The organism is Catenuloplanes japonicus (assembly GCF_000717135.1).
GTDB classification, from domain to species: domain Bacteria; phylum Actinomycetota; class Actinomycetes; order Mycobacteriales; family Micromonosporaceae; genus Catenuloplanes; species Catenuloplanes japonicus.
The window spans coordinates 334,816-353,949 of the sequence record NZ_JNXY01000002.1 but is presented as its reverse complement, the minus strand read 5'-3'; the positions used below and the strand labels follow the sequence as shown (position 1 = coordinate 353,949).

General features: G+C 71.4%; 23 protein-coding genes. 12 read left to right on the top strand and 11 right to left on the bottom strand.

Features of this window, described 5'->3' with window-relative positions; translation table 11 throughout:
- Positions 1-37 precede the first annotated feature (37 nt).
- Positions 38-418: a VOC family protein gene (locus OP04_RS05605; protein ID WP_033338358.1), complete on the bottom strand. Its 381-nt coding sequence runs from the start codon at positions 416-418 to the stop codon at positions 38-40.
- A gap of 189 nt (positions 419-607) precedes the next feature.
- Here OP04_RS05605 and abc-f point away from each other — a divergent pair, with 189 nt between their 5' ends.
- Both abc-f and OP04_RS05595 read left to right on the top strand, forming a co-directional pair.
- Positions 608-2,176: a ribosomal protection-like ABC-F family protein gene (gene abc-f, locus OP04_RS05600; protein WP_033338357.1), complete on the top strand. Its 1,569-nt coding sequence runs from the start codon at positions 608-610 to the stop codon at positions 2,174-2,176.
- Entirely contained in the window at positions 2,173-2,961 is a 789-nt protein-coding gene (locus OP04_RS05595) for an SDR family NAD(P)-dependent oxidoreductase (RefSeq protein WP_033338356.1), read from the top strand. The genes abc-f and OP04_RS05595 overlap by 4 nt, the downstream gene beginning before the upstream one ends.
- A 13-nt stretch (positions 2,962-2,974) precedes the next feature.
- On the opposite strand, the gene OP04_RS05590 is transcribed toward OP04_RS05595, so the two are convergent.
- Complete coding sequence (locus OP04_RS05590) at positions 2,975-3,691, bottom strand: hypothetical protein (RefSeq protein WP_033338355.1); 717 nt, start codon at positions 3,689-3,691, stop codon at positions 2,975-2,977.
- Positions 3,692-3,840: 149 nt separating this feature from the next.
- Between OP04_RS05590 and OP04_RS05585 the strand changes: the two genes are divergently transcribed.
- From OP04_RS05585 to OP04_RS05570, 4 genes are all read left to right on the top strand, one after another.
- A complete protein-coding gene (locus OP04_RS05585) occupies positions 3,841-4,203 on the top strand; it encodes a hypothetical protein (protein WP_033338354.1) in 363 nt (120 codons plus the stop codon).
- Positions 4,204-4,210: 7 nt separating this feature from the next.
- The gene (locus OP04_RS05580; protein WP_033338353.1) at positions 4,211-4,852 is read left to right on the top strand and encodes a nucleotidyl transferase AbiEii/AbiGii toxin family protein; all 642 of its coding nucleotides are present in this window, start codon (positions 4,211-4,213) and stop codon (positions 4,850-4,852) included.
- A gap of 381 nt (positions 4,853-5,233) precedes the next feature.
- The gene (locus tag OP04_RS05575; RefSeq protein WP_033338352.1) at positions 5,234-6,022 is read left to right on the top strand and encodes an SDR family NAD(P)-dependent oxidoreductase; all 789 of its coding nucleotides are present in this window, start codon (positions 5,234-5,236) and stop codon (positions 6,020-6,022) included.
- Positions 6,023-6,044: 22 nt separating this feature from the next.
- On the top strand, positions 6,045-6,944 hold the full coding sequence (locus OP04_RS05570; RefSeq protein ID WP_051797133.1) for a LysR family transcriptional regulator: 900 nt from the start codon (positions 6,045-6,047) through the stop codon (positions 6,942-6,944).
- 12 nt (positions 6,945-6,956) lie between these two features.
- Here OP04_RS05570 and OP04_RS05565 read toward each other — a convergent pair whose 3' ends face one another.
- Positions 6,957-7,517 (bottom strand): TetR/AcrR family transcriptional regulator, encoded by a 561-nt coding sequence (locus OP04_RS05565; protein WP_033338480.1) that lies wholly within the window; start codon positions 7,515-7,517, stop codon positions 6,957-6,959.
- Positions 7,518-7,604: 87 nt separating this feature from the next.
- Between OP04_RS05565 and OP04_RS05560 the strand changes: the two genes are divergently transcribed.
- The gene (locus tag OP04_RS05560) at positions 7,605-8,513 is read left to right on the top strand and encodes an alpha/beta fold hydrolase (protein ID WP_033338351.1); all 909 of its coding nucleotides are present in this window, start codon (positions 7,605-7,607) and stop codon (positions 8,511-8,513) included.
- On the opposite strand, the gene OP04_RS05555 is transcribed toward OP04_RS05560, so the two are convergent.
- Both OP04_RS05555 and OP04_RS05550 read right to left on the bottom strand, forming a co-directional pair.
- Positions 8,476-8,802, bottom strand: a complete 327-nt coding sequence (locus OP04_RS05555) for an ArsR/SmtB family transcription factor (protein WP_033338350.1) — start codon at positions 8,800-8,802, stop codon at positions 8,476-8,478. The genes OP04_RS05560 and OP04_RS05555 overlap by 38 nt on opposite strands.
- Positions 8,799-9,230 (bottom strand): SRPBCC domain-containing protein, encoded by a 432-nt coding sequence (locus tag OP04_RS05550; RefSeq protein ID WP_033338349.1) that lies wholly within the window; start codon positions 9,228-9,230, stop codon positions 8,799-8,801. The genes OP04_RS05555 and OP04_RS05550 overlap by 4 nt, the downstream gene beginning before the upstream one ends.
- Before the next feature lie 70 nt (positions 9,231-9,300).
- Here OP04_RS05550 and OP04_RS49190 point away from each other — a divergent pair, with 70 nt between their 5' ends.
- Positions 9,301-9,861 carry a GNAT family N-acetyltransferase gene (locus tag OP04_RS49190; protein ID WP_085066239.1) on the top strand — a complete coding sequence of 187 codons (561 nt, stop codon included), beginning with the start codon at positions 9,301-9,303 and terminating at the stop codon, positions 9,859-9,861.
- Here the strand turns inward: OP04_RS49190 and OP04_RS05540 are convergent.
- The gene (locus OP04_RS05540) at positions 9,851-10,432 is read right to left on the bottom strand and encodes a DUF6000 family protein (RefSeq protein ID WP_051797131.1); all 582 of its coding nucleotides are present in this window, start codon (positions 10,430-10,432) and stop codon (positions 9,851-9,853) included. The genes OP04_RS49190 and OP04_RS05540 overlap by 11 nt on opposite strands.
- A gap of 625 nt (positions 10,433-11,057) precedes the next feature.
- On the opposite strand from OP04_RS05540, the gene OP04_RS05535 reads away from it, so the two are divergent.
- Together OP04_RS05535 and OP04_RS49185 are read left to right on the top strand one after the other, a co-directional pair.
- The gene (locus OP04_RS05535; RefSeq protein WP_051797130.1) at positions 11,058-12,095 is read left to right on the top strand and encodes a tyrosine-type recombinase/integrase; all 1,038 of its coding nucleotides are present in this window, start codon (positions 11,058-11,060) and stop codon (positions 12,093-12,095) included.
- A 58-nt stretch (positions 12,096-12,153) separates the two neighbouring features.
- Entirely contained in the window at positions 12,154-12,705 is a 552-nt protein-coding gene (locus tag OP04_RS49185; protein WP_157239320.1) for a hypothetical protein, read from the top strand.
- On the opposite strand, the gene OP04_RS05525 is transcribed toward OP04_RS49185, so the two are convergent.
- Positions 12,699-13,682 carry a tyrosine-type recombinase/integrase gene (locus OP04_RS05525; RefSeq protein WP_051797128.1) on the bottom strand — a complete coding sequence of 328 codons (984 nt, stop codon included), beginning with the start codon at positions 13,680-13,682 and terminating at the stop codon, positions 12,699-12,701. The two genes, OP04_RS49185 and OP04_RS05525, sit on opposite strands and share 7 nt — an antisense overlap.
- 63 nt (positions 13,683-13,745) lie before the next feature.
- Here OP04_RS05525 and OP04_RS05520 point away from each other — a divergent pair, with 63 nt between their 5' ends.
- Complete coding sequence (locus OP04_RS05520; protein ID WP_198153725.1) at positions 13,746-14,237, top strand: DUF6624 domain-containing protein; 492 nt, start codon at positions 13,746-13,748, stop codon at positions 14,235-14,237.
- Here OP04_RS05520 and OP04_RS05515 read toward each other — a convergent pair.
- Entirely contained in the window at positions 14,232-14,957 is a 726-nt protein-coding gene (locus tag OP04_RS05515) for a PP2C family protein-serine/threonine phosphatase (protein WP_198153724.1), read from the bottom strand. The genes OP04_RS05520 and OP04_RS05515 overlap by 6 nt on opposite strands.
- A gap of 137 nt (positions 14,958-15,094) precedes the next feature.
- Entirely contained in the window at positions 15,095-15,649 is a 555-nt protein-coding gene (locus tag OP04_RS05510; RefSeq protein ID WP_033338347.1) for a GNAT family N-acetyltransferase, read from the bottom strand.
- A gap of 24 nt (positions 15,650-15,673) precedes the next feature.
- Here OP04_RS05510 and OP04_RS05505 point away from each other — a divergent pair, with 24 nt between their 5' ends.
- Complete coding sequence (locus OP04_RS05505) at positions 15,674-16,282, top strand: pentapeptide repeat-containing protein (protein ID WP_033338346.1); 609 nt, start codon at positions 15,674-15,676, stop codon at positions 16,280-16,282.
- Positions 16,283-16,287: 5 nt separating this feature from the next.
- Here the strand turns inward: OP04_RS05505 and cydB are convergent, their stop codons facing one another.
- Complete coding sequence (cydB, locus tag OP04_RS05500) at positions 16,288-17,304, bottom strand: cytochrome d ubiquinol oxidase subunit II (RefSeq protein WP_033338345.1); 1,017 nt, start codon at positions 17,302-17,304, stop codon at positions 16,288-16,290.
- Positions 17,305-17,318: 14 nt separating this feature from the next.
- Positions 17,319-18,731: a cytochrome ubiquinol oxidase subunit I gene (locus OP04_RS05495; RefSeq protein WP_033338344.1), complete on the bottom strand. Its 1,413-nt coding sequence runs from the start codon at positions 18,729-18,731 to the stop codon at positions 17,319-17,321.
- Between the last annotated feature and the right edge of the window lie 403 nt (positions 18,732-19,134).

Below are 19,134 nucleotides of genomic sequence, written 5' to 3'. Positions count from 1 at the left end.
GCGGTGCGGGTCCGGCACCTCAGCGCAGGAGGATCGGTCAGAACGTGTGGTGGACCGCCTCGACGTTGTGGCCGTCGGGGTCGCGGAGGAAGACGGCGTAGTAGCCGGGGTGGTACTCCGGCCAGATGCGCGGGGGATGCAGCACCTGGGCGCCGGCCTCGACCGCCGCCTTGTGCACGGCGTCCACGGCCTCCCGCCCCGGCGCCGTGAACGCGATGTGCAGCTCGCGTGTCTCGGCCGAAGCCGTCGGGCTGAGCCAGAACCCGGCCGGCCCGTCGCCCACTGCCAGACCGACGACGAACGACGGCGGGACCGGGAACCGCTTCGCCTCCCGTAACCCGATCGGGGCGAAGACGCCCTGGTAGAAGGCCAATGAGCGCTCGACGTCCGTAACCGGGACGCCTACGTGATCGAACATACGGCCACGCTAACAACCACCTCCGACAAAACCGGTTGCGTACACGCCACCGCACGGGCAGGGTGGAGTCCGGCCTACCGAGAGGAGTGAGCGCGGAGCATGTGATTCCCGAACGGGTTCGTGACGTGCCGCCAGCAGCATCAGGGCTGCCGCGGCGTGATCTGACACGCGTTCAGCAGGGATTCCCGCATGCTAAAAGCCGTCTCACTGTCCGTTTCGTTCGCCTCCGAGCCGATCTTCGAGGGTGTCGATCTCACGATCGGGGCCGGTGACCGCGTCGGCCTGGTCGGGCCGAACGGGGCCGGCAAGTCCACGCTCCTCAGGGTGCTCACCGCGCACCTGAAGCCCGACACCGGGCATGTCACGCGCACGCCGGGTGCCACGATCGGCTATTTCGCGCAGCAGATTTCGGATCCGGCGCAGACCGTGGGGGACTTTCTCGCGGACGGGCTCGGCGAGGTCCACCACGTCACCGCCCGGCTGCACGCGCTGGAGCAGAGCCTGGTGACCAGCCCGGCCGCGCTCGCCGAGTACGGCCGGGTCCAGGAACGCTGGAGCGACCTGCGCGGCTGGGAGGCGGGCAACCGGCTTACCGAGGTCCGCCAGCGCCTGGACATCGATCATCTCGCGGACGACACGCCGCTGCACCGGGTCAGCGGCGGTGAGCAGGCCCGGCTCACGCTGGCCAGGGTGCTGCTGACCACGCCGGACATCCTGATCCTGGACGAGCCGACCAACCATCTCGACGCGGACGGCATCGACTGGCTGGGACGGTGGCTGGCCGGGTTCGACGGCGGGCTGCTCGTCGTCAGCCATGACCGGGCGTTCCTGGACCGGTCCGTGACCAGGATCGTGGAGCTGGACGGCATCCACCCGGACCTGCAGCGGTACGAGGGCGGCTACACCGCCTACCGCGAGGAGAAGACGCGGCGGTGGCAGAAGCTGCTGCTGGACTACGAGGCCCAGCAGAAGGATCTGCGCCGCTGGGAGGAGGACATCGCCCGCACCCGCCAGCATGCGCTCGGCGTGGAGACGACGATGCGCCGCGGTCTCGGCACCGACCAGTTGCGCCGCTATGCGAAGAAGGTGGCGAAGAAGGCGAAGGCCCGGGAGCGGCGGCTGCGCCGGCAGCTGGAGGCGGCGCACTGGATTGCGGAGCCGCAGACCCGTCCGCCGCTGACGCTGGCGTTCCCCGAGCAGGATATGTCATCAAAAATCCGGGCAAATGGGCTCTCGATCCGTACCCTCATCAGGGATTTTGATCTTGATGTGGAACCCGGCGAGCGCATCCACCTGACCGGGCCGAACGGCTCCGGAAAGACCACGCTGCTACGCGTGCTCGCCGGGCAGGAAGAACCCGACCGCGGCGAGGTCAGCGGCGGACCGGTCGCGCTGCTGCCGCAGACCCACGACACGCTGCGGAGCAAGACGACCGTGTTCGAGCACTTCCGCGCGCACGTCCCGGTCTACGCGGACGACGCGGAGGCGCTGCTGGACGCGCACCTGTTCGGCCCGGAGACCTGGGACTCGCCGCTGTCCACGCTCTCCGCGGGCGAGCTGCGCCGGCTGCTGCTCGCCATCATGGTCAACTCCACGCAGCGCGTGCTGCTGCTGGACGAGCCGACGAACTACCTGGACTTCGACGCGCTCGACGTGATCGAGGAGGCGCTGCGCGCGTTCCACGGCACGCTGATCGTCGTCACCCACGACACCTACTTCGCCCGCGCGATCGGGCTGGACAGGGAGATCGCTCTATGACCGGACATGTGGCCATCGTGACCGGCGCGAACCAGGGGATCGGCGCGGCCGTCGCGGAGACGTTCGCGGCCCGCGGTGACGCGGTCCTGCTCACCTACCTGGCGATGCCGCCGGAATCGCACCGCCCGGACCCGAGCACCCCCGCCCGGTACGCCGCCGACCGCGCCCGGCACGCCCGCAGCGGCGGGAACACGGTGGCGGTCGAGGCCGACCTGTCCGACCCCACGGTGGCGACCAGACTGTTCGACGAGGCGGAGAAGCACTTCGGCAAGCCCGTCGACATCCTGGTCAACAACGCCAGCGGCTGGCAGGCCGACACGTTCAAACCCACGGACCGGGACACGTTCGGCCGGGTGCTCGCGCCGGTCACCGCGGCCGGGTTCGACCACCAGTTCGCGGTCGACACGCGTGCCCCCGCGCTGCTCATCGCCGAATTCGCCCGCCGGCACGCCGCCCGCGGCGCACGCTGGGGCCGGATCGTCGGCCTGACCTCGGGGAGCCCTCAAGGATTCCCGGAGGAGGTGTCGTACGGTGCCGCGAAGGCCGCCCACGAGAACTACGTCATGTCCGCCGCCACCGAACTCGCACCGCTCGGCATCACCGCGAACATGGTCCACCCGCCGGTCACGGACACCGGCTGGGTGACCGACGCGGTGCGGGAGGCGGTCGACGCGGATCCGCACTGGCTCGGCGTCGCCGGCCCGGAGGAGGTCGCCGAGATCATCGCCTGGCTCACCTCCGACGCCGCCCGCCGGATCACCGGTCACCGCATCAACATGCGGTGACCGGTGGCGGGACCTACACGTCCCGTAACTCGGCCAGCCGCGCCTCGACCTCGGCCAGTTCCGCACGCAGCTTCTCCGCCTGCGACTCCGCCTCGGCACGCTCCGAGGACAGGATCGCCTCGACCGCCTCGTGCACCCCCGGCACGTCCACCAGGGCCACGATCCTCAACGCCTCGGCGGGCTTCACCACATACGGCTTGGCCAGGGCCTTCGCACCCTGCTGGGCCGCGACGGTCCACTCGCCGTTGTCGTAGGCCAGCGTCACCGTCAGGCCCGCCGGGCCCTTCGGCTTGACGGCCTTCGCCACGGCCTTCTTCACCGGAGGCTTCGGCGCCTCGGGCGTCTCCTCGGTCACGGTCTTCTGCTCCTCGACAACGACAGGCTTGGCCGGCGGCGCCGGTCGCTCCCGGACCACCATGAACTCCGGCTCCGGGGCGACCGGCTCCGGCTCGGGCTCCGGCTCCGGGGCCTTGCGCGCGGTCGCGCCCTTCGGCGGGATGCTCAGGTCGGCGGGGGAGAACGGAAGCTCATCCCGCCCGAACCGGACCACCACGTACTCCTCGGACGACTCCGGGTCCTGCAGCTCGATCACCTGACCGATCTGCCCCGCGATCTGGCCGGCGGACTCGGTGAACATCACCTTCGGCTTCCGGCCGCCCGCCAGCGTCTGCTTGATCTGTTGCAACTCTTCCGGCGTCAGGCCACGTATAGCGGCTCCTGCGGCAGCCATCGGACTCCATTTCTCTTGATACGGCACGTCGAACACACGTCCAATGGCCGCATTCTTATCAGGCCAGGCCGACAGTTTCCGCACACACCCCACGCGTCCCAGAAGTAACAGCCTTTTTCCCAGCTCGGGACCGGGGTTACCATGACCGCATGACGCCCGCCACCCCACTGCGCCCCGCCGGCCTCGCACGGCCCGGCCGCGACGCACTCGTGGTGGCCGCGCTCGACGAGCTCCACGGCCCCGAGACCGGCGTCGTGGAGCTCCCGCACCGCATGGTCTGGCAGGCCGCCGACCAGCGCCGATTCGACCTCGACGACCCCTGGTCCCGCGGCCGCGCCTACGAGATCGTGCTCCGCGAGGCGGTCCGGCACGACGAGCTGCGCGCGCTGCTCAGCGCCCGCCTGCTGCGCACCATTTGGGACGACCTGCACCTGCCGCGCGGCGTCCGCAGGGCCTGGCAGGCGCGGTTCCCGCAGCTCACGGTCGACCTCGCCTGGCCCGCAGCGGCCTGACGCCTCCATGCGGCTGCACCCCGCCCACGCCCGGATCGCCCGCATCGCGCTCGCGGTCGCGAACCGGCACGGCTTCGCGCTCGGCGGCGGCCTCGCGCTCATCGCACACGGCGTCGTCCACCGGCCCACCGAGGACGTCGACCTGTTCAGCGACGTCGCCGGCACCGTACCCGCGGCGACCCGCCTCGTCTCTGCCGCGCTGCGGGCCGAGGGCTTCCACGTGGAGGAGATCGAGGACGAGACCGGCTACCTCGGCTATCACCTGGCCGAGCTGGAGATCACCGACCCGGACCGGTCCGGCGTCGCGATCCGGGTCAGCCTCGGCGAACTGCACCGCGCCCGCTCCCCGGTCGTGCTGGACCTGATCGGGCCGGTCATGGACCTCGCCGACCTGCGCGCCTGGAAGGTCTCCGCGCTCGTCTCCCGCGCCGAGACCCGCGACTACATCGACGTGGCCGCGTTCCTGCAGGACACGGACGCGGCCACGCTCATCGACCTGGCCCGCGCCGTCGACCCGGAGATCGAGCCGGAGGACATCGCCCGCATCCGCCCTCGGCTCGACCGCATGCCGGACCGCGAGTTCCAGGCCTACGGCCTCGACGCCGACCAGATCGCCGAGCTGCGGAAACGTTTCATCGACTGGGGTTGAGGGCCGGATTTTCCCGCTTCCGGCGTGGTGACGGTCCGCATGCTCCCGCGGGCAAACCTCGCCGTACGCCAAGCCTCCGCCGGCGCTCCGCTTGCCTCCCGGCGTCGGAGCCGGTTCCGCGCGGCGCACCGGAAAAGCCGCGAGCCACGTCGTGCTCGCGTTGCGCGGGGCGCGTCCGGTGATCGGGGCGTCCCTCATGGTGTTCCGGCGACGCCCCGATCGTGAGGAGGCGCCTGACGGACGTGCGCGGAGGCGTGATGCCGGCATGGGCCGGGCGCGATCGATAACGCGGCGGCATCGGTCCGCGCCGAGTCGGCATTGGAGGTCGCGGGCGGGGTGGACGCAAGATCGGATCACCGTCCCGCGACCTTGGAGCAACACATGGATCTGCAGCTCACCGGCAAGCGCGTCCTCGTCACCGGCGCCAGCAAGGGGCTCGGCCTGGCGATCGTCACGGCGTTCCTCGGCGAGGGCGCCGAGGTCGTCGCCGTCGCCCGGCGCAGCACCCCCGACCTCGACGCCACCGCCGCCACGTTCGTCGCCGCGGACCTCGCCGCGCACGACGGACCCCGCCGCATGGTCGAGACGGTCCTGGCGGCCGATCCGCGACTCGACGTGTTGGTCAACAACGCCGGCGGCGGCGTCCTGCCCGACGAGGCCTTCGACGACACGCTCGACGGCGACGACACCGTCTGGACCGGCCTGGTCGACTTCAACCTGCACGCGGTCGTGCGCGTGACCCGGGCCGCGCTCCCGGCGCTCAGCGCGGCCCGCGGCGCGATCATCAACGTCAGCTCGGACGCGGCCCGCCGGCCCGGCGCGGCACCGATGCCCTACGCCGCCGCCAAGGCCGCGCTCAACGCGGTGTCCCGGTCCTTGGCGGAACGGCTCGCCACCACCGGCGTGCGGGTCAACACCGTCTCCCCGTCCGGCATGCGCACGTACACCCAGGAGGGGCCTGACGGCCACATCGCCCGGTACGCCGCCCACCTCGGCATCGACCACGCGGCCCTGCTCGACACGCTCCCCGGCCAGAGCGGCATGCTCACCGGGAAACTCGCCGAGCCGGACGAGGCCGCCCGCGCGGTGCTGCTGCTCGCCTCACCGACGGTCCCGAGCGCGATCGGCCAGAACTGGGCCGTCGACGCCGGCGCGATCAAGGCGGTCTGAACCTCGGGTACCGTTGCCCGGCGTGGAGACCCGTGAGCTGCGGTATTTCGTCACCGTCGCCGAGGCGTTGCACTTCGGGCGCGCGTCGGAGCAGCTCGGCATCGCCCAGCCGGCCCTGACCCGGACCATCCAGAAGATCGAGCGGCGCCTCGGCACGCCGCTGTTCGTCCGGGCCGGCCGCACCGTCAGCCTCACCGAAGCCGGCACGGTGCTGCTCACCGAGGGCCGGGCCGCACTCGACGCGGTCGACGCCGCCGAGCGCCGCACCCGGCGCGCCGGGCAGCGGACGGCCGTCCTCACGCTGGTCACCAAGGCGGGCGTGTTCGGCGGCCTGGTCGCCGGGCTGCTCGACGCCTACGCGGCCGTGCCGGACGCGACCGAGGTCGACGTGCAGCTCGTCCGCTGCGGCGTCGGCGAACGGATGCTCCGCGACGGCCGCGCGGACGTGGCGCTGCTGCACCGGCCGTACGACTCGCTGACCGGCCTGGACCACGAGCAGCTCGGCACGGAGGGCCAGGTGGTGGTGCTGCCCGCCACGCACCCGCTCGCCGCCCGGACCTCCGTGCGCACGGACGAGGTCACCGGCCTTCCCGGGTTGCCGCAGCCCCGGTGGCCGCGGCCGGACGGCAGCTACCCGGACGGCCCCGGCCCCGCCTTCTGGGACGGTGCCCAACTGCTGCAGCTGATCGGGCTGGGGCGCGCCTCCGCCGTGCTGCCGGCCTCGATCCGCACCCAGCTGACCGGCGACCTGACCGCGGTACCGGTCGAGGACGCGCCGCCGATCACCACGCACCTGGCGTGGCCGTCGCACAGCCGCTCGCGCGCGGTCGCCGCCCTGGCACGCGTGGCCGCCGACGTGCAGACCCTGCCGACGCCGGGTGCCGTGCCCTCGACGATCGAGGCGTCCCGCACGCCGTTCTAAGGTACGCGGCCCTCACGCGAAGAGGCTGTGCAGGTGCGCGTCGATCGCCTCCTGCGCGTCGGCGGGGGAGAGGTGGCCGAGCAGCAGCGGCGCGCGGAGGCCGTCGACCAGCGCGAGCAGGCGGGTGGCGTCGACCGGCGTGCCGCCGAACTCGGCCAGGTGCCGGATGAAGAACGCGCGCGCGTTGCGGTGGGCCACGGCCAGCGCGTCGGCCACCTGCGGGTCCTCCGCGGCCACGCCCAGGAATGCCAGCGCCACGCGCGCGTCCGCCCGGCCGGGCTCGGAGAGCGGCAGCATCTCCGTGATCAGGGTGCGGGCCGCGTCGCGCGGCGGCGCGCCGGGCGTGACCGTGGTGAGCACCCGGGCGGTGAAGCGTTCGTTGATCCGGGTCAGCGCGAACAGCAGCATCTCCTCGCGGGTGGCGAAGCAGCGCTGGACCGCGCCCAGGGAGACGCCGGCCGCGACCGCGGTCTCCCGCACGGTGGCGGCGGCCAGGCCGCGCGTCTCGACCAGGCGCAGCATCGCGTCGGCGATCTCGCGCCGGCGTGCGTGGAGGTCAACGCTGCGGGGCACCGCGGCCACCTTTCCGATACAACTGTATTGATTCGATCATGCTCCACCCATACGATACAGGTGTATCGGATAACGGGGAGGGCGCACATGACGACCGTGCAGTACGCGCACAACGGCACCGTCCGGATCGCCTACGAGCGGTTCGGCAACGCCGGCGGAGAACCACTGCTGTTCATCAACGGGCTCGGGCGCAACATGCTCTGGATCCCGGACGGGCTCTGCCACACGCTCGTCGCCCACGGATTCGACGTGGTCCGCTACGACCACCGCGACAGCGGGCTCTCCACGCACTTCGACCACCACACGTCCGCACCGCACCTCGGATCGGTCATCCGCGCCAGCCGCACACCGCCCTACCCCCTGACCGCGCTCGCCGACGACGCCGTCGCCGTCCTCGACGCACTCGACTGGGACAGCGCGAACCTCGTCGGCGGCTCCATGGGCGCCGGCGTCGCCCTCCTGACCGCGGTCCGCGCACCGGCCCGCGTCCGCAGCCTCACGCTCACCACCGCCGCCTACCTGCCCGGCGCCGCCAAGGTCTTCCGCCACATCAACCCGCGCATCCTCCTCGGCCTCGGCGGCAGGAAGTTCGGCAAGGACGAGGAGGGCGAGGCCGAGATGACCGCCGCGGTCATGCGCATGCTCGCCTCCCCGCACGTCCCCTTCGACGCGGACGCGGCCCGCGACATCGGGCGCCGCAGCTTCCGCCGCCGGCCGTTCGACCCGCAGGCCGAGCGACGGCAGCTCTCCGCCGGCCGCTCCGACCAGACCTGGGCCTTCGACCGGCTGCCGGACGTACCGATCCAGGTCATCAACGGCCTCGACGACCCGATCGTCCGCGCCGCCGGCGGCCTGGAGCTGGCCCGCCGGCTGCGCGCCCAGATCCGCTTCTACCCGGGCATGGGACACAACCTGCCCGAGCACCTGTGGGAGACGCTCGCGGACGACGTCCACACCCTCACTGCCGACGCGCGATCGTCTCCGCGATCGCCTTGATCCGCGCAAGCCGCCGATCCCAGGCGGCCCCGACCTCGGACAGCTGCGCCACCGCGCGCGCCAGCTGCACGTCGTCCACCCGGTACCGCCGCTCACGGCCGGCGGCGGTACCGTGCACCAGGCCCGCCCGGTCCAGCACGGCCAGGTGTTTGGCCACGGCCTGACGCGTCACCGGCAGCTGCGCCGCCAGGCCGGTCGCGGTGCCACCACCGTCGGCCAGCAGCAGGTCCAGCATCCGCCGCCGGATCGGATCACCGACCGCCGACCACAGCGCGTCGTCCACCGTCACGTGAGCTTCGCGGCATAGACGGGCAGGCGGGGGAGGAAGAGATCCCAGCCGCGGACGTGGTCCGCGTGCGCCGCGGCCGCCGTCGCCTCGTCCCAGCCACGCTCCCGGAAGCCGCTCTCCGTCATCCGCAGCAGCGTGCCACCGCCCGCCGGCTCCAGCGTGAACACCACCAGGAACGAGTTGCCCGGCGCGGCCGCCTCCCCGTCCGGATGCGTCCACCGGAACGAGAACGTGCGCGGCGGATCCGCGTCCACCACGGTGAACCGCTCCCGCTTGTCCGCCCCGAAGCTGATCCAGCCGTCACCGCCGGGCAGGTGCGCGTCGTCCGGCCACCACTCCCGCAGGTGCTCCGGCCTGCTGAGCACGTCGTAGACGATCTCCGGCGGCGCATCGATGTGCACCTGCCGCGCGATCCGGCCGTATTCCATGCTTCACTCGCCTCCTGCAACGTTTGGTTGCGAGTCAGCATAGCCCGCAGGCGCCGCTAGGCTGCCCCACATGTTTCCCCCAGTGAAGATCGTTACCGGCGCGCTGCTGATCCGCGAGTTCGCACCACAGGACGCGGCCCAGGTCACGGCGTTCGTGACAGCGGGGGACCGGACCGCACTCCCGCCGGGCGCTCCCGCCTCCGCCGCCGACGTGAACCCATGGCTGACCTCAACCGTCCACCAGCGGCGCATGGACGGCGACGGCGTCCATCTGGCGATCGTGCGGGAGCACACCGGCGAGATCGTCGGCAGCATCGGCCTGCGCGACGCCGACCTCGCCGCCGGACGCGCGGAGATCGGCTACGGCATCCACGCCACCCGCCGCGGCCAGGGCTTCGCCACCGAGGCGGCCCGCGCGGTCGCCCGATGGGCCCTCACCGAGGGCGGCCTGCGCCGGATCGCCCTGCACGCCCGCCTGGACAATCCCGCGTCGATCCGGGTTGCCGAGAAGGCCGGCTACCGGCGCGAGGGCACCCTGCGTCAGGCCGACTGGGACGGCCGCACCGCCCACGACCTCGCCGCCTTCTCCATGATCACCACGGATCTCCCGGACCTCGGCGTCACGCGGTAGGCGGCGGGGGAGTCAGGCACTCGTCGGCGAATTCGCACAAGCGTTCGATACGGGTGCGGAGGGCATCGGGGGAGTTGCGCGACGCCATGACGGATCGGTCCCACAGGCCGCCGGGCGCGGTCAGCCGGGCCGCGCGTCGCGGGTCGATCGCCAGGAGGGCGCCGAGGGCCCAGTGCTGGTCGTAGTGCAGGTTCTGCGGCAGGTAGCGCTCCAGGTAGGCGACCAGCACGTCCGCGTCGACCGGCTCGCCGAAGCGGGCGAACGCCAGGCAGTAACCCTGGCCGGCGAAGGTGCGCTCACTGGCCAGCAGCAGTCCGGCCAGCCGGTCACGGAATTGCACGCGCCGGTCCAGGGCGATCAGCCAGGCCGCGGTGAGACTCTCGCGCCAGTCGCCGGTGCGCAGCAACGCGACGAGATCATCGTCGGGCACGGTCCGCGCCTCGTCGCCCAGCGCCGCGCCGAACCGGGCACGCTCGGGCGGGTCGAGCCTGAGCAGGTTGCCGTGCAGCAGCGTCATGTAGCGCGCCTTCGGCCCGAGGCCGCCGCCCAGCACGATCTCCCTGAGACTCACGCGCCCGATTATCGCCGTTCCCGCCGCTCTCCCACATGTTCGATAAGTGACATTATGTCAACTAACTAGGTGGGCGACCGCACGGACCCGCCCCCGAAAGACCCGCGAAACCCCCAAGACCCAAAACCATGATCATCTGGGGGTACGCCGGGCCGCGCGCATCCTCCGAGGACACGGCTCCGCCGTGGATCGGGCCGCGGGACGACTAGGTGGCCCGGTGGCGCCTGCGGCGTGACCGATCGCGCGGCGGCGGTACACAACTGCACAGGGAGACCGCACGATCGGTCACGTTCGGGCCGAGGCGGGCTCGCGTGCGGAAAGGCGTGGACCGCCCAACAGGTCGCCGATGGCCGTGCGGTCGGATCGGGCACGTCACGCCCGGCCGGCCGAACGTGGCCGGATGTCGTCGGCGACCGGGCGCGACGTGCCGGCCGGCAGCAGCCGGCGCGCACACCCCCACCCCCACCGGGCGCGCGACGCCGGTGGCTCCGGAGGGCGGCCACGCACTGGGCCGGCCGGCGCCCGGGATCCGGCGGAGCCGGGAAGAAGGTCGTGGCGCGGCGGACGCGCGTACCGGTGAAAGGATTTTCTGGTATTTGTGGGTTTTTGCTGCATAATATTCCTTATGCAGCACATAGCGGACGAAACGCCCACGCGGGACGAGAAGCTCATCGTTCTCTTCGAGGACTTCCTCGGGGCGCGGGCGATCCGGAAGCCGTCGGCGCACACGCTGGCCGCCTACCGGCGGGACCTGACGGCGATCGCGCGCCTGCTCACGGACGGTGACCTCGCGCCGGATGGTGCCACTCCCCTCCCCCTGGCTACGCTGCCGATCTCCGCGGTGACCACGCGGCGGCTGCGCTACGCGTTCGGACACTTCGCGGCGCCCCGGGCGGCCGCCTCGGTGTATCGCGCCTGGTCGACCTGGAACAGCTTCTTCGCGTTCCTGGTGGCGGACGGGCGGGTGCCGGGGAACCCGATGTCCGCGGTCGACAAGCCAAAGGTCCTCGCCCCGGCGCCGAAGCCGCTGCGGGGCGAGGAGACACCGGAGCGACTGCTGGAGGCGGTTGCGGAGGGTAACGACGGGCGGCAGCGGCATCCGTGGCCGGAGCGGGATCTGGTGGTGCTGGCGCTGGCGTTGTGTGCCGGCTTGCGCCTGGCCGAGCTGCTGGATCTGCGGGTCGGATCGGTCGTGGGGCGTCCGGGCGAGCGGCGGGTGGAGGTGATCGGCAAGGGCGGGCGACCGCGGTCGGTGCCGATCGAGCCGGAGCTGGATGCGCTGGTGGAGCGCTATCTGGAGTCGCGGCGGCGCCGGTTCGGGCTGCGGACCGTGGGGCGGGAGTCCGCGTTGCTGGTGGACCGTTTTTCCGCGCCGATGCGTCGTGGTGGCCTGCAGTACCTGGTGGAGTCGTGCTATCGGCGGGCCGGGATCGTGGACCGGGTGCCGGCGGGCGCGCAGTTGCACGCGTTGCGGCACACGTTCGCGACGCGGCTGGCGGAGGACGGGGCGAGCGCATCGGAGATCATGCGGCTGCTGGGGCATGCGACGTTGACGACGAGCCAGAACTACATCGACGTGACCGCGGGTCAGCAGCGTGCGGCGATCAAGGCGAACCGGACGAATCGCGCGTTGGCGAAGCTGGCGGCGAATGATGGCGATTAGGCGTCAGGTGGGTGGGGAGCGACGCGGGGTGTGACGGGTCCGGTGCACACTGGTGGGTGTGAGTTATGACCAGGAGCCGCATGATCCCTATGCGGATACGGCGCGCCTCTCCCCCGCGACGCCGGGCGTGCCGCGCACGCCGGCCGCACCGACCGCGCAGTGGCGCGAGCCTGACCCGACGAAGCACGACCTGGAGGCGGTGAGCGCGCCGCCCGCGCCCCCGCAGCACTACCACCCGCCGGCGCCGCCGTCCTACAGCCCGCCTGCGCCGGCTCCGCACGCGTATCAGCAGGTCCAGCCGTACCAGCAGCCGTTTCAGCAGCCCTATCCCCCACGTGCCCGCCCGTTGAAGTCGACGAGCGCCGCGGTGATGCTCGAGTTGATCCTGGGCCTGTTCGGGTTGTTCGGCGTGGGGGCGCTCTACGCGGAGCGGACCGGTCTCGGTGTGACGCTGATGGTGAGCTACTGGCTGCTGTTCTGGGTGAACGTGGCGTTGGCGTTCGTGTTGATCGGCCTGGTGACCGGCCCGATCACCTGGCTGTTCTACATGATCCTGTCGCCGGTGCTGGCCGCCCGTGCGGTGGATCAGAACAACGCCACGGCCTACTGACGACCGCCTCCTCGCCGGGCCCGTGCGGCCCAGATCGCGTACGCCGGGTCCCGGTCGAGGTTGTGCCGGTCCCGGTCGTAGCGGCGGGTGGTGCGCGGGTCCGCGTGTCCCATGGCGTCCTGCACGTCCTCCAGCGGCACTCCTTCGGCGCGCGCGGTGGTGGCGAACGCGTGCCGCAGGGAGTGTGGTGAGAGCTGTTCCCAGGCCGGGATGCCGGCGTCCCGGGCGAGTTGGCGGACGAGGCGGAACACCGCGTGCCGGTCGAGGCGTCCGCCGCCGGCGGTGACGAGCAGTGGTCCGTCGAGCGGCGTGCCCCGGGACTGCAGGTAGGCGTCGACGGCTGCGGCCGTGCCCGGTGCGAGCGCGCGGCGTCGTGCCTTGCCGCCCTTGCCGGTGAACCGGACCGCCCGGTGCCCGCGTTCGTAGCCGAGGTCGGTCACGTCGAGCCCGCAGAGTTCGCTGACGCGTAGTCCGAGGTCGGCGAGGAGCGCGATCACGGCGCGGGTGCGGTCGGCCGTGGGTCCGGTGGCGGATTCTGCCGCCGCGATCAATGCGTCCACCTCGGCCGGTGTCAGTCCGACGGTGCCGGAGTGGTCGCGGTCGACGTGTGGGCGGTCCGCGCCGGAGACCGGGTTGGCCGGGACGGCCTGGAGGCGGGTGAGGAAGTCGTACCAGCTGGACATCGCGGAGAGTTTGCGTGCGACCGTGGTGTCGGCCAGCGTGGTCTCCAGCTCGCGTGCATATGCGTTGACCTGCAGGAATGTGACCGTGAGCGGTGAGATGGCGTGGGTGTCGCACCAGGCGAGCCAGCCGGTGATGTCGCGTTTGTAGGCGGCGCGGGTGTGGTCGGAGAGCCTGCGGTTGGCCAGCCAGGCGTCGGTGAACTCGGTGGCGGCGCCGCCACCGGCTTCGAGGGCGCGACGGGCGGCGGGTACGACGGTGCCGATCTCCACGTTGGTCAGACTATCGGGTGACATGGGGCGGATCGCTCCTACCTGAGGGCGATCTCTGCGCGGGTTGCAGGGCCTACCGTGGCGGTCGTGACGGACACGGAACTGCAGGCGGAGTTGATGGAGATGGGCCGCGTCGATCTGGAGGTGACGACGGCCGCGCTGGATCAGGAGGATTTCGAGGCGCAGCTGGCGTGGCGCCGGGTGACGGCGGCGCACGCGGAGCGGCTGGCGGAGATCCTGGACGCGCACGGGTGGCCGGGTGACGATCTGGTCGGGCGGCCGGCGTCGCAGGCGGCGTGGAAGGTCGCGCAGCACGCGGATCACCGGTTGGACGTGCAGCGGCTGGCGTTGGTGTTGTTGTCGGAGGCGGTGGCGGAGGGCCGGGCCGGGGCGCGGGATCTGGTCTTCCTGACCGATCGGGTCCGGGTCAACGAGGGGCGTCGGCAGGTCTACGGCACCCAGATCGCGGGGGTACGGGACGGGGTGCCGGTCCCGTGGCCGTGTGAGGAGCCGGAGCGGGTGGAGGAGTTGCGGGCGGAGGCGGGCGTGGAGTCGTTCGCCGCGCAGACCGGTCTATAGGACGCGTAGCAGGGCGGCCGTGGCGTTGTCATGGCCGCCCGCGTGCAGTGAGTCGTCGACGAGCGCGGTCGCGATCTCGGTCAGGGGTGCCGTGGACGCGAGGTGTGCGTCGATGCGGTGGTAGTCGACCTGTTCGGCGATCCCGTCCGTGCAGACGAGGTAGGTGTCGCCGGGCCGGAGTGTGACCGCGATCAGGTCGGCTTCGGGTGCGTCCGGGTGTCCGGCGTAGCGGAAGAGCTGGTATCGGGCCGAGTGTGCCTGGGGTGAGTCGTGCGGGTACCAGCCGTTGACGGCGCCGAGCCAGGCCGCGGTGTGGTCGGTGGTGAGCAGTTCGAGCAGTGTGCCGCGTCGGCGGTAGACGCGTGAGTCTCCCAGCTGGACGATCCAGGCGAGGTCGGTGCCGGTCGGCAGCAGTGCGGTGAGGGTGCAGCCGGTGAGCTCCCCGCCGAGTCGTCGTCCGGCTTCCCGCACGTCGCGTTGCACGTCCGCGACCGCGGCCCGCAGCAGTTCCGGGGTGGTCTCTCCCCCGAGCGCGGCCGTGAACGTGGCCATCGCGGTGCGGCCGGCGGCGGCGCTCCCCTCGCTCGTGCCCATGCCGTCCGCGACCGCGAGTGCCCGGTCGTCGAGGTGAAGCACGTCGAAGTTGGCCGGGTAGCGGTTGCCGACCGCGGTGGCGCCGGCGGCGTGCAGCTGCAGTGCGGGGTGCGGGATGGCGATCACCCCTCCAGCCTGCCATTGACGCCCGCCCCGCGACGATCCCGGGCCTGGCCGGGCCAGGTGGATCGTGCCGCTCGCGCTCGTCGTGTTCCCGGTCGCCACCGGCCGGTTCACGCCCCCCGGCGCCGGAAGGCCCGTCGTCAGAGGCCGGGGTGGCGCAGGATCCAGGCGTCGATGCCGCCGGCGAGGATCTGGGCGTCGACCGTCCAGCCGCTGCGCCGGTAGATGCCGACGTTGACGCTGGTGCCGGTCTCCAGGACCGCGGGCACGCCGTCGGCCGTGGCACGGCGTAGTCCCGGTTCCATGACCGCGCGCCCGAGCCGCCGTCCCGCGAACGCGGGATCGCATGCGAGCACGCCGAGGTACCAGTGCGGCTCCTCCGGCAGGTGCGGGTGGATCTCCGCGTCGTAGGCGGCGACCCGGGCCGCGGTCTCGGCCGGCAGGTAGGAGGAGGGTGGCGCCCACGGTTGGCCGGGCCCGGGTGCGTCCCACATGGCGACGGCCGCGCCGCCCTCGGCGATCCACACGGTGCCGGCCGCCACGCGCCGGTCGAACAGGTGCCCGGCGAACAGCGGGGCCTGTTCCGCGTAGCTCGGGCCGGGGAACAGGTGGCGCAGCACCGGGTCGGTGGCGAACGCGTTGACGAACGTGGTGATGACGCGGGCGCGATCGGAGGGTGTCGCGTGGGTGATCATGCGGTGACGATAACGTCAGGGACCATGGCGATCGACCCGACCCGGCTCCCCCGCACCGAGACCACGATCCGCGATGCGGACTGGGCGCTGGACGATCTGTCCGGGCAGACGCATGAGCGGACCGCGTTCACCGGCGTGGATCTGACGGAGGCGACGAGCACGGGTGCGGCGTTCGCCGACTGTGTGTTCACGCAGTGCCGGTTCAACGCGGGCGCGCACCTCCGTACCGCCATGGTGAATTGTGTCTTCGTGGGTTGTTCGTTCTTCGAGGTGCGGCTGGAGGAGTGCAAGCTGGTCGGGAGCGTCTTCGACGACTGTTCCTTCGGGCTGGTGTCGGTGACGGGCGGCGACTGGTCGTTCGTGTCGCTTGCCGGTGCCGATCTTCAGAAGGCGCAGATCACGGGGGTACGGATGCGCGAGGCCGATCTGTCCGGCGTGAGGGCGGCGCGCGCGACGATCACCGGGGTGGACCTGGGTGGCGCGTCGCTGCACCGGGCCGATTTCACCGGTGCGGACCTGCGCGGCAGTGATCTTGACTCGTTGGATCCGCTCACCGCGACGTTGAAGGGCGCCGTGATCGACACCGCCCAGGCGGTGCAGATCGCCGGCGCCCTCGGGCTCAGCGTGCGCTAGCGGCGTCAGACGGCGGCGTGCTTCTCCTCCGGGATGTGGTGGACGCCGATGCGACGGCGGAACACCCAGTAGGTCCAGCCCTGGTAGAGCAGCACGATCGGGGTGACCAGGAGCGCGACCCAGGTCATGATCTTCAGGGTGTACGGCGTGGACGACGCGTTGTCGACGGTCAGGCTGAACGCGGGGTCGGTGGTGGACGGCATCACGTTCGGGAACAGCACGGTGAACAGCGTGACCACGGCCAGCCCGATGGTGATCGCGGTGCCGACGAACGCCCAGCCCTCGCGCCCGGCCCGGTTGGCCAGCAGCGCGCCGACCAGTGCGAGCGCGGCGACGACGGCGGTGACCGCGGAGGCCGCGTTCCCGCCGTAGGACGCGAGCGTCCAGCCGAGGAACGCGACGGCGAGCACGGCGGTGGCGAGTCCGGCGCGGCCGGCGATCCGGTTGGCGCGGTCGCGGATCTCGCCCTCGGTCTTGAGCGCGAGGAAGACCGCGCCGTGGGTGAGGCAGAGCGCGACCATGGTGACGCCGCCGAGCAGCGCGTACGGGTTGAGGAGGTTGAAGAACCCGCCGGTGTAGTCGAAGTTCTCGTCGATCGGTACGCCGCGCACGATGTTGGCGAACGCGACGCCCCAGAGCAGCGCGGGCGCGTAGGAGCCGAAGATGATCGCGGCGTCCCAGTTGCGCTTCCAGCGTGCGTCGTCGCGTTTGCCGCGGTAGTCGAAGCCGGTGGCGCGCAGGATGAGCGCGACCAGGATGAGCAGCAGCGGCAGGTAGAAGCCGGAGAAGAGCGTGGCGTACCACTCGGGGTAGGCGGCGAACATGGCGCCGCCGGCGGTGATCAGCCAGACCTCGTTGCCGTCCCAGACCGGGCCGATCGTGTTGATGACGACGCGGCGTTCGCGGTCGGTGCGGCCGAGGATCGGCAGGAGCATGCCGACGCCGAAGTCGAAGCCTTCGAGGACGAAGTATCCGACGAAGAGCACGGCGATGAGGATGAACCAGAAGGTAGCGAGATCCACTGTCGTGTCTCCTCTCAGTATGCGAACGCGAGCGGGCGCTTGTCGTCGTCGCGCTCGTCGTCGGTGGGCTCGGGGTCGAGTTCGGGCAGGCCGGCCTTGGAGTACGTGAGCAGGAGTTTCACCTCGACGACCGCGAGGGCGGCGTAGAGCAGCGTGAACGTGGTGAACGAGGTGATCACCTCGAAGAGCGAGACGCTGCGGGAGACGCCGTCGCGGGTGAGCATCTCGCCGAAGACGATCCAGGGCTGGCGGCCCATCTCGGTGAAGATCCAGCCGAACGAGTTCGCCAGCAGCGGCAGGATCGGCAGGGTGAGTGCGCCCCAGAGCAGTAGTTTGCTGGTGGGGGTGCGGTTGCCGCGGGTGGCCCAGAGCGCGAGGAGCGCGACCGCGCCGGCCGCGAGCCCGAAGAAGATCATCATGCGGAAGGACCAGTAGGTCACCGGGATGATCGGGGCGTAGCTGACGCCGGCGCCGTACTGGGCGGAGTACTGCTCCTGGAGGTTGTCGATGCCCTCGATCTCCGCGTGGATGTCCCCCTTGCCGAGCCAGGACAGCAGGTCCGGGATGGTGATCGCGAAGACCTCGCGGCTGCCGTCCAGGCTGCCGATCGTCAGGATGGAGAACGGCGCGGAGCTGGTCGTCTCGTAGAGGCCCTCGGCCGCGGCCATCTTCATCGGCTGGACCTCGGTCATGATCTTGCCTTGGAAGTCCCCGGAGATCATCACACCGGCGGTGGCGATGATCGTGACCCAGCCGCCGAACGTCACCGCGGTGCGGAACGTGTCCCGCTGCGCCTCCCGCCCCCGGTACATGTGCCACAGTGCGACGGCGACGACCAGGCCGCCGGCCGTCATCAGCGCGCCGAAGAACGTGTGCGGGAACGTGGCGAGCGTGACCTTGTTGGTCAGCAGCGCGCCGATCGAGTTCAGCTCGGCGCGCCCGGAGTCCGGGTTGATGTGGAAGCCGACCGGGTTCTGCATGAACGAGTTCGCCGCGAGGATGAAGTACATGCTCAGGATCGTGCCGATCGAGGCGGCCCAGATCGTGGCGAGGTGGATGCGCTTGGGCAGCCGTTCCCACCCGAAGATCCACAGGCCGAGGAACGTCGACTCGAGGAAGAACGCCACCAGTGCCTCGATGGCCAGCAGCGAGCCGAACACGTCGCCGACGAAACGGGAGTAGTCCGACCAGTTCATGCCGAACTGGAACTCCTGCACGATGCCCGTGACGATGCCCATCGCGAAGTTGATCAGGAAGAGCTTCCCGAAGAACTTCGTCAGCCGCAGCCACTTCTCGTCGCGCGTGCGGAACCAGATCGTCTGCATGATCGCCACCAGCAGCGACATGCCGATCGTGAGCGGCACGAACAGGTAGTGGTAGACGGTCGTCACCCCGAACTGCCACCGCGCGACATCCAACGCGTCCAAAGCTCCCCCACCCTCAGATCTCTACTACACACAATCATACTACGAGTCGTAGTAGATGATACTCAGGCCCGGCCGGCGCGCGCAGGGCCGTAAGTCCCACCCCCGCAGGACCATCGCCGCCGGCCTCGCGTTTCTTCACGCCTTCGCCGGTGAGCCCCGGCGCACCGGGACCGTAGGATGGCGCGATGCCGGATCCCCGCGCCCCGATGACGCCGCGCACGACGACCGGCCGCCACGGTCGTCCCGCGGACGACCTCACCGATGGTCCGGCCGTGATCAGCCCCGACGACGACCGGCCTGCCGCCCGCCGGATAATGCGGATCATCGCCGACGTGCTCGACCGGCTGGCGGCACCCTCGGGTGATCAGGGCAGTCCGGACGCGGTCGCTCCCTGCGGCACCGC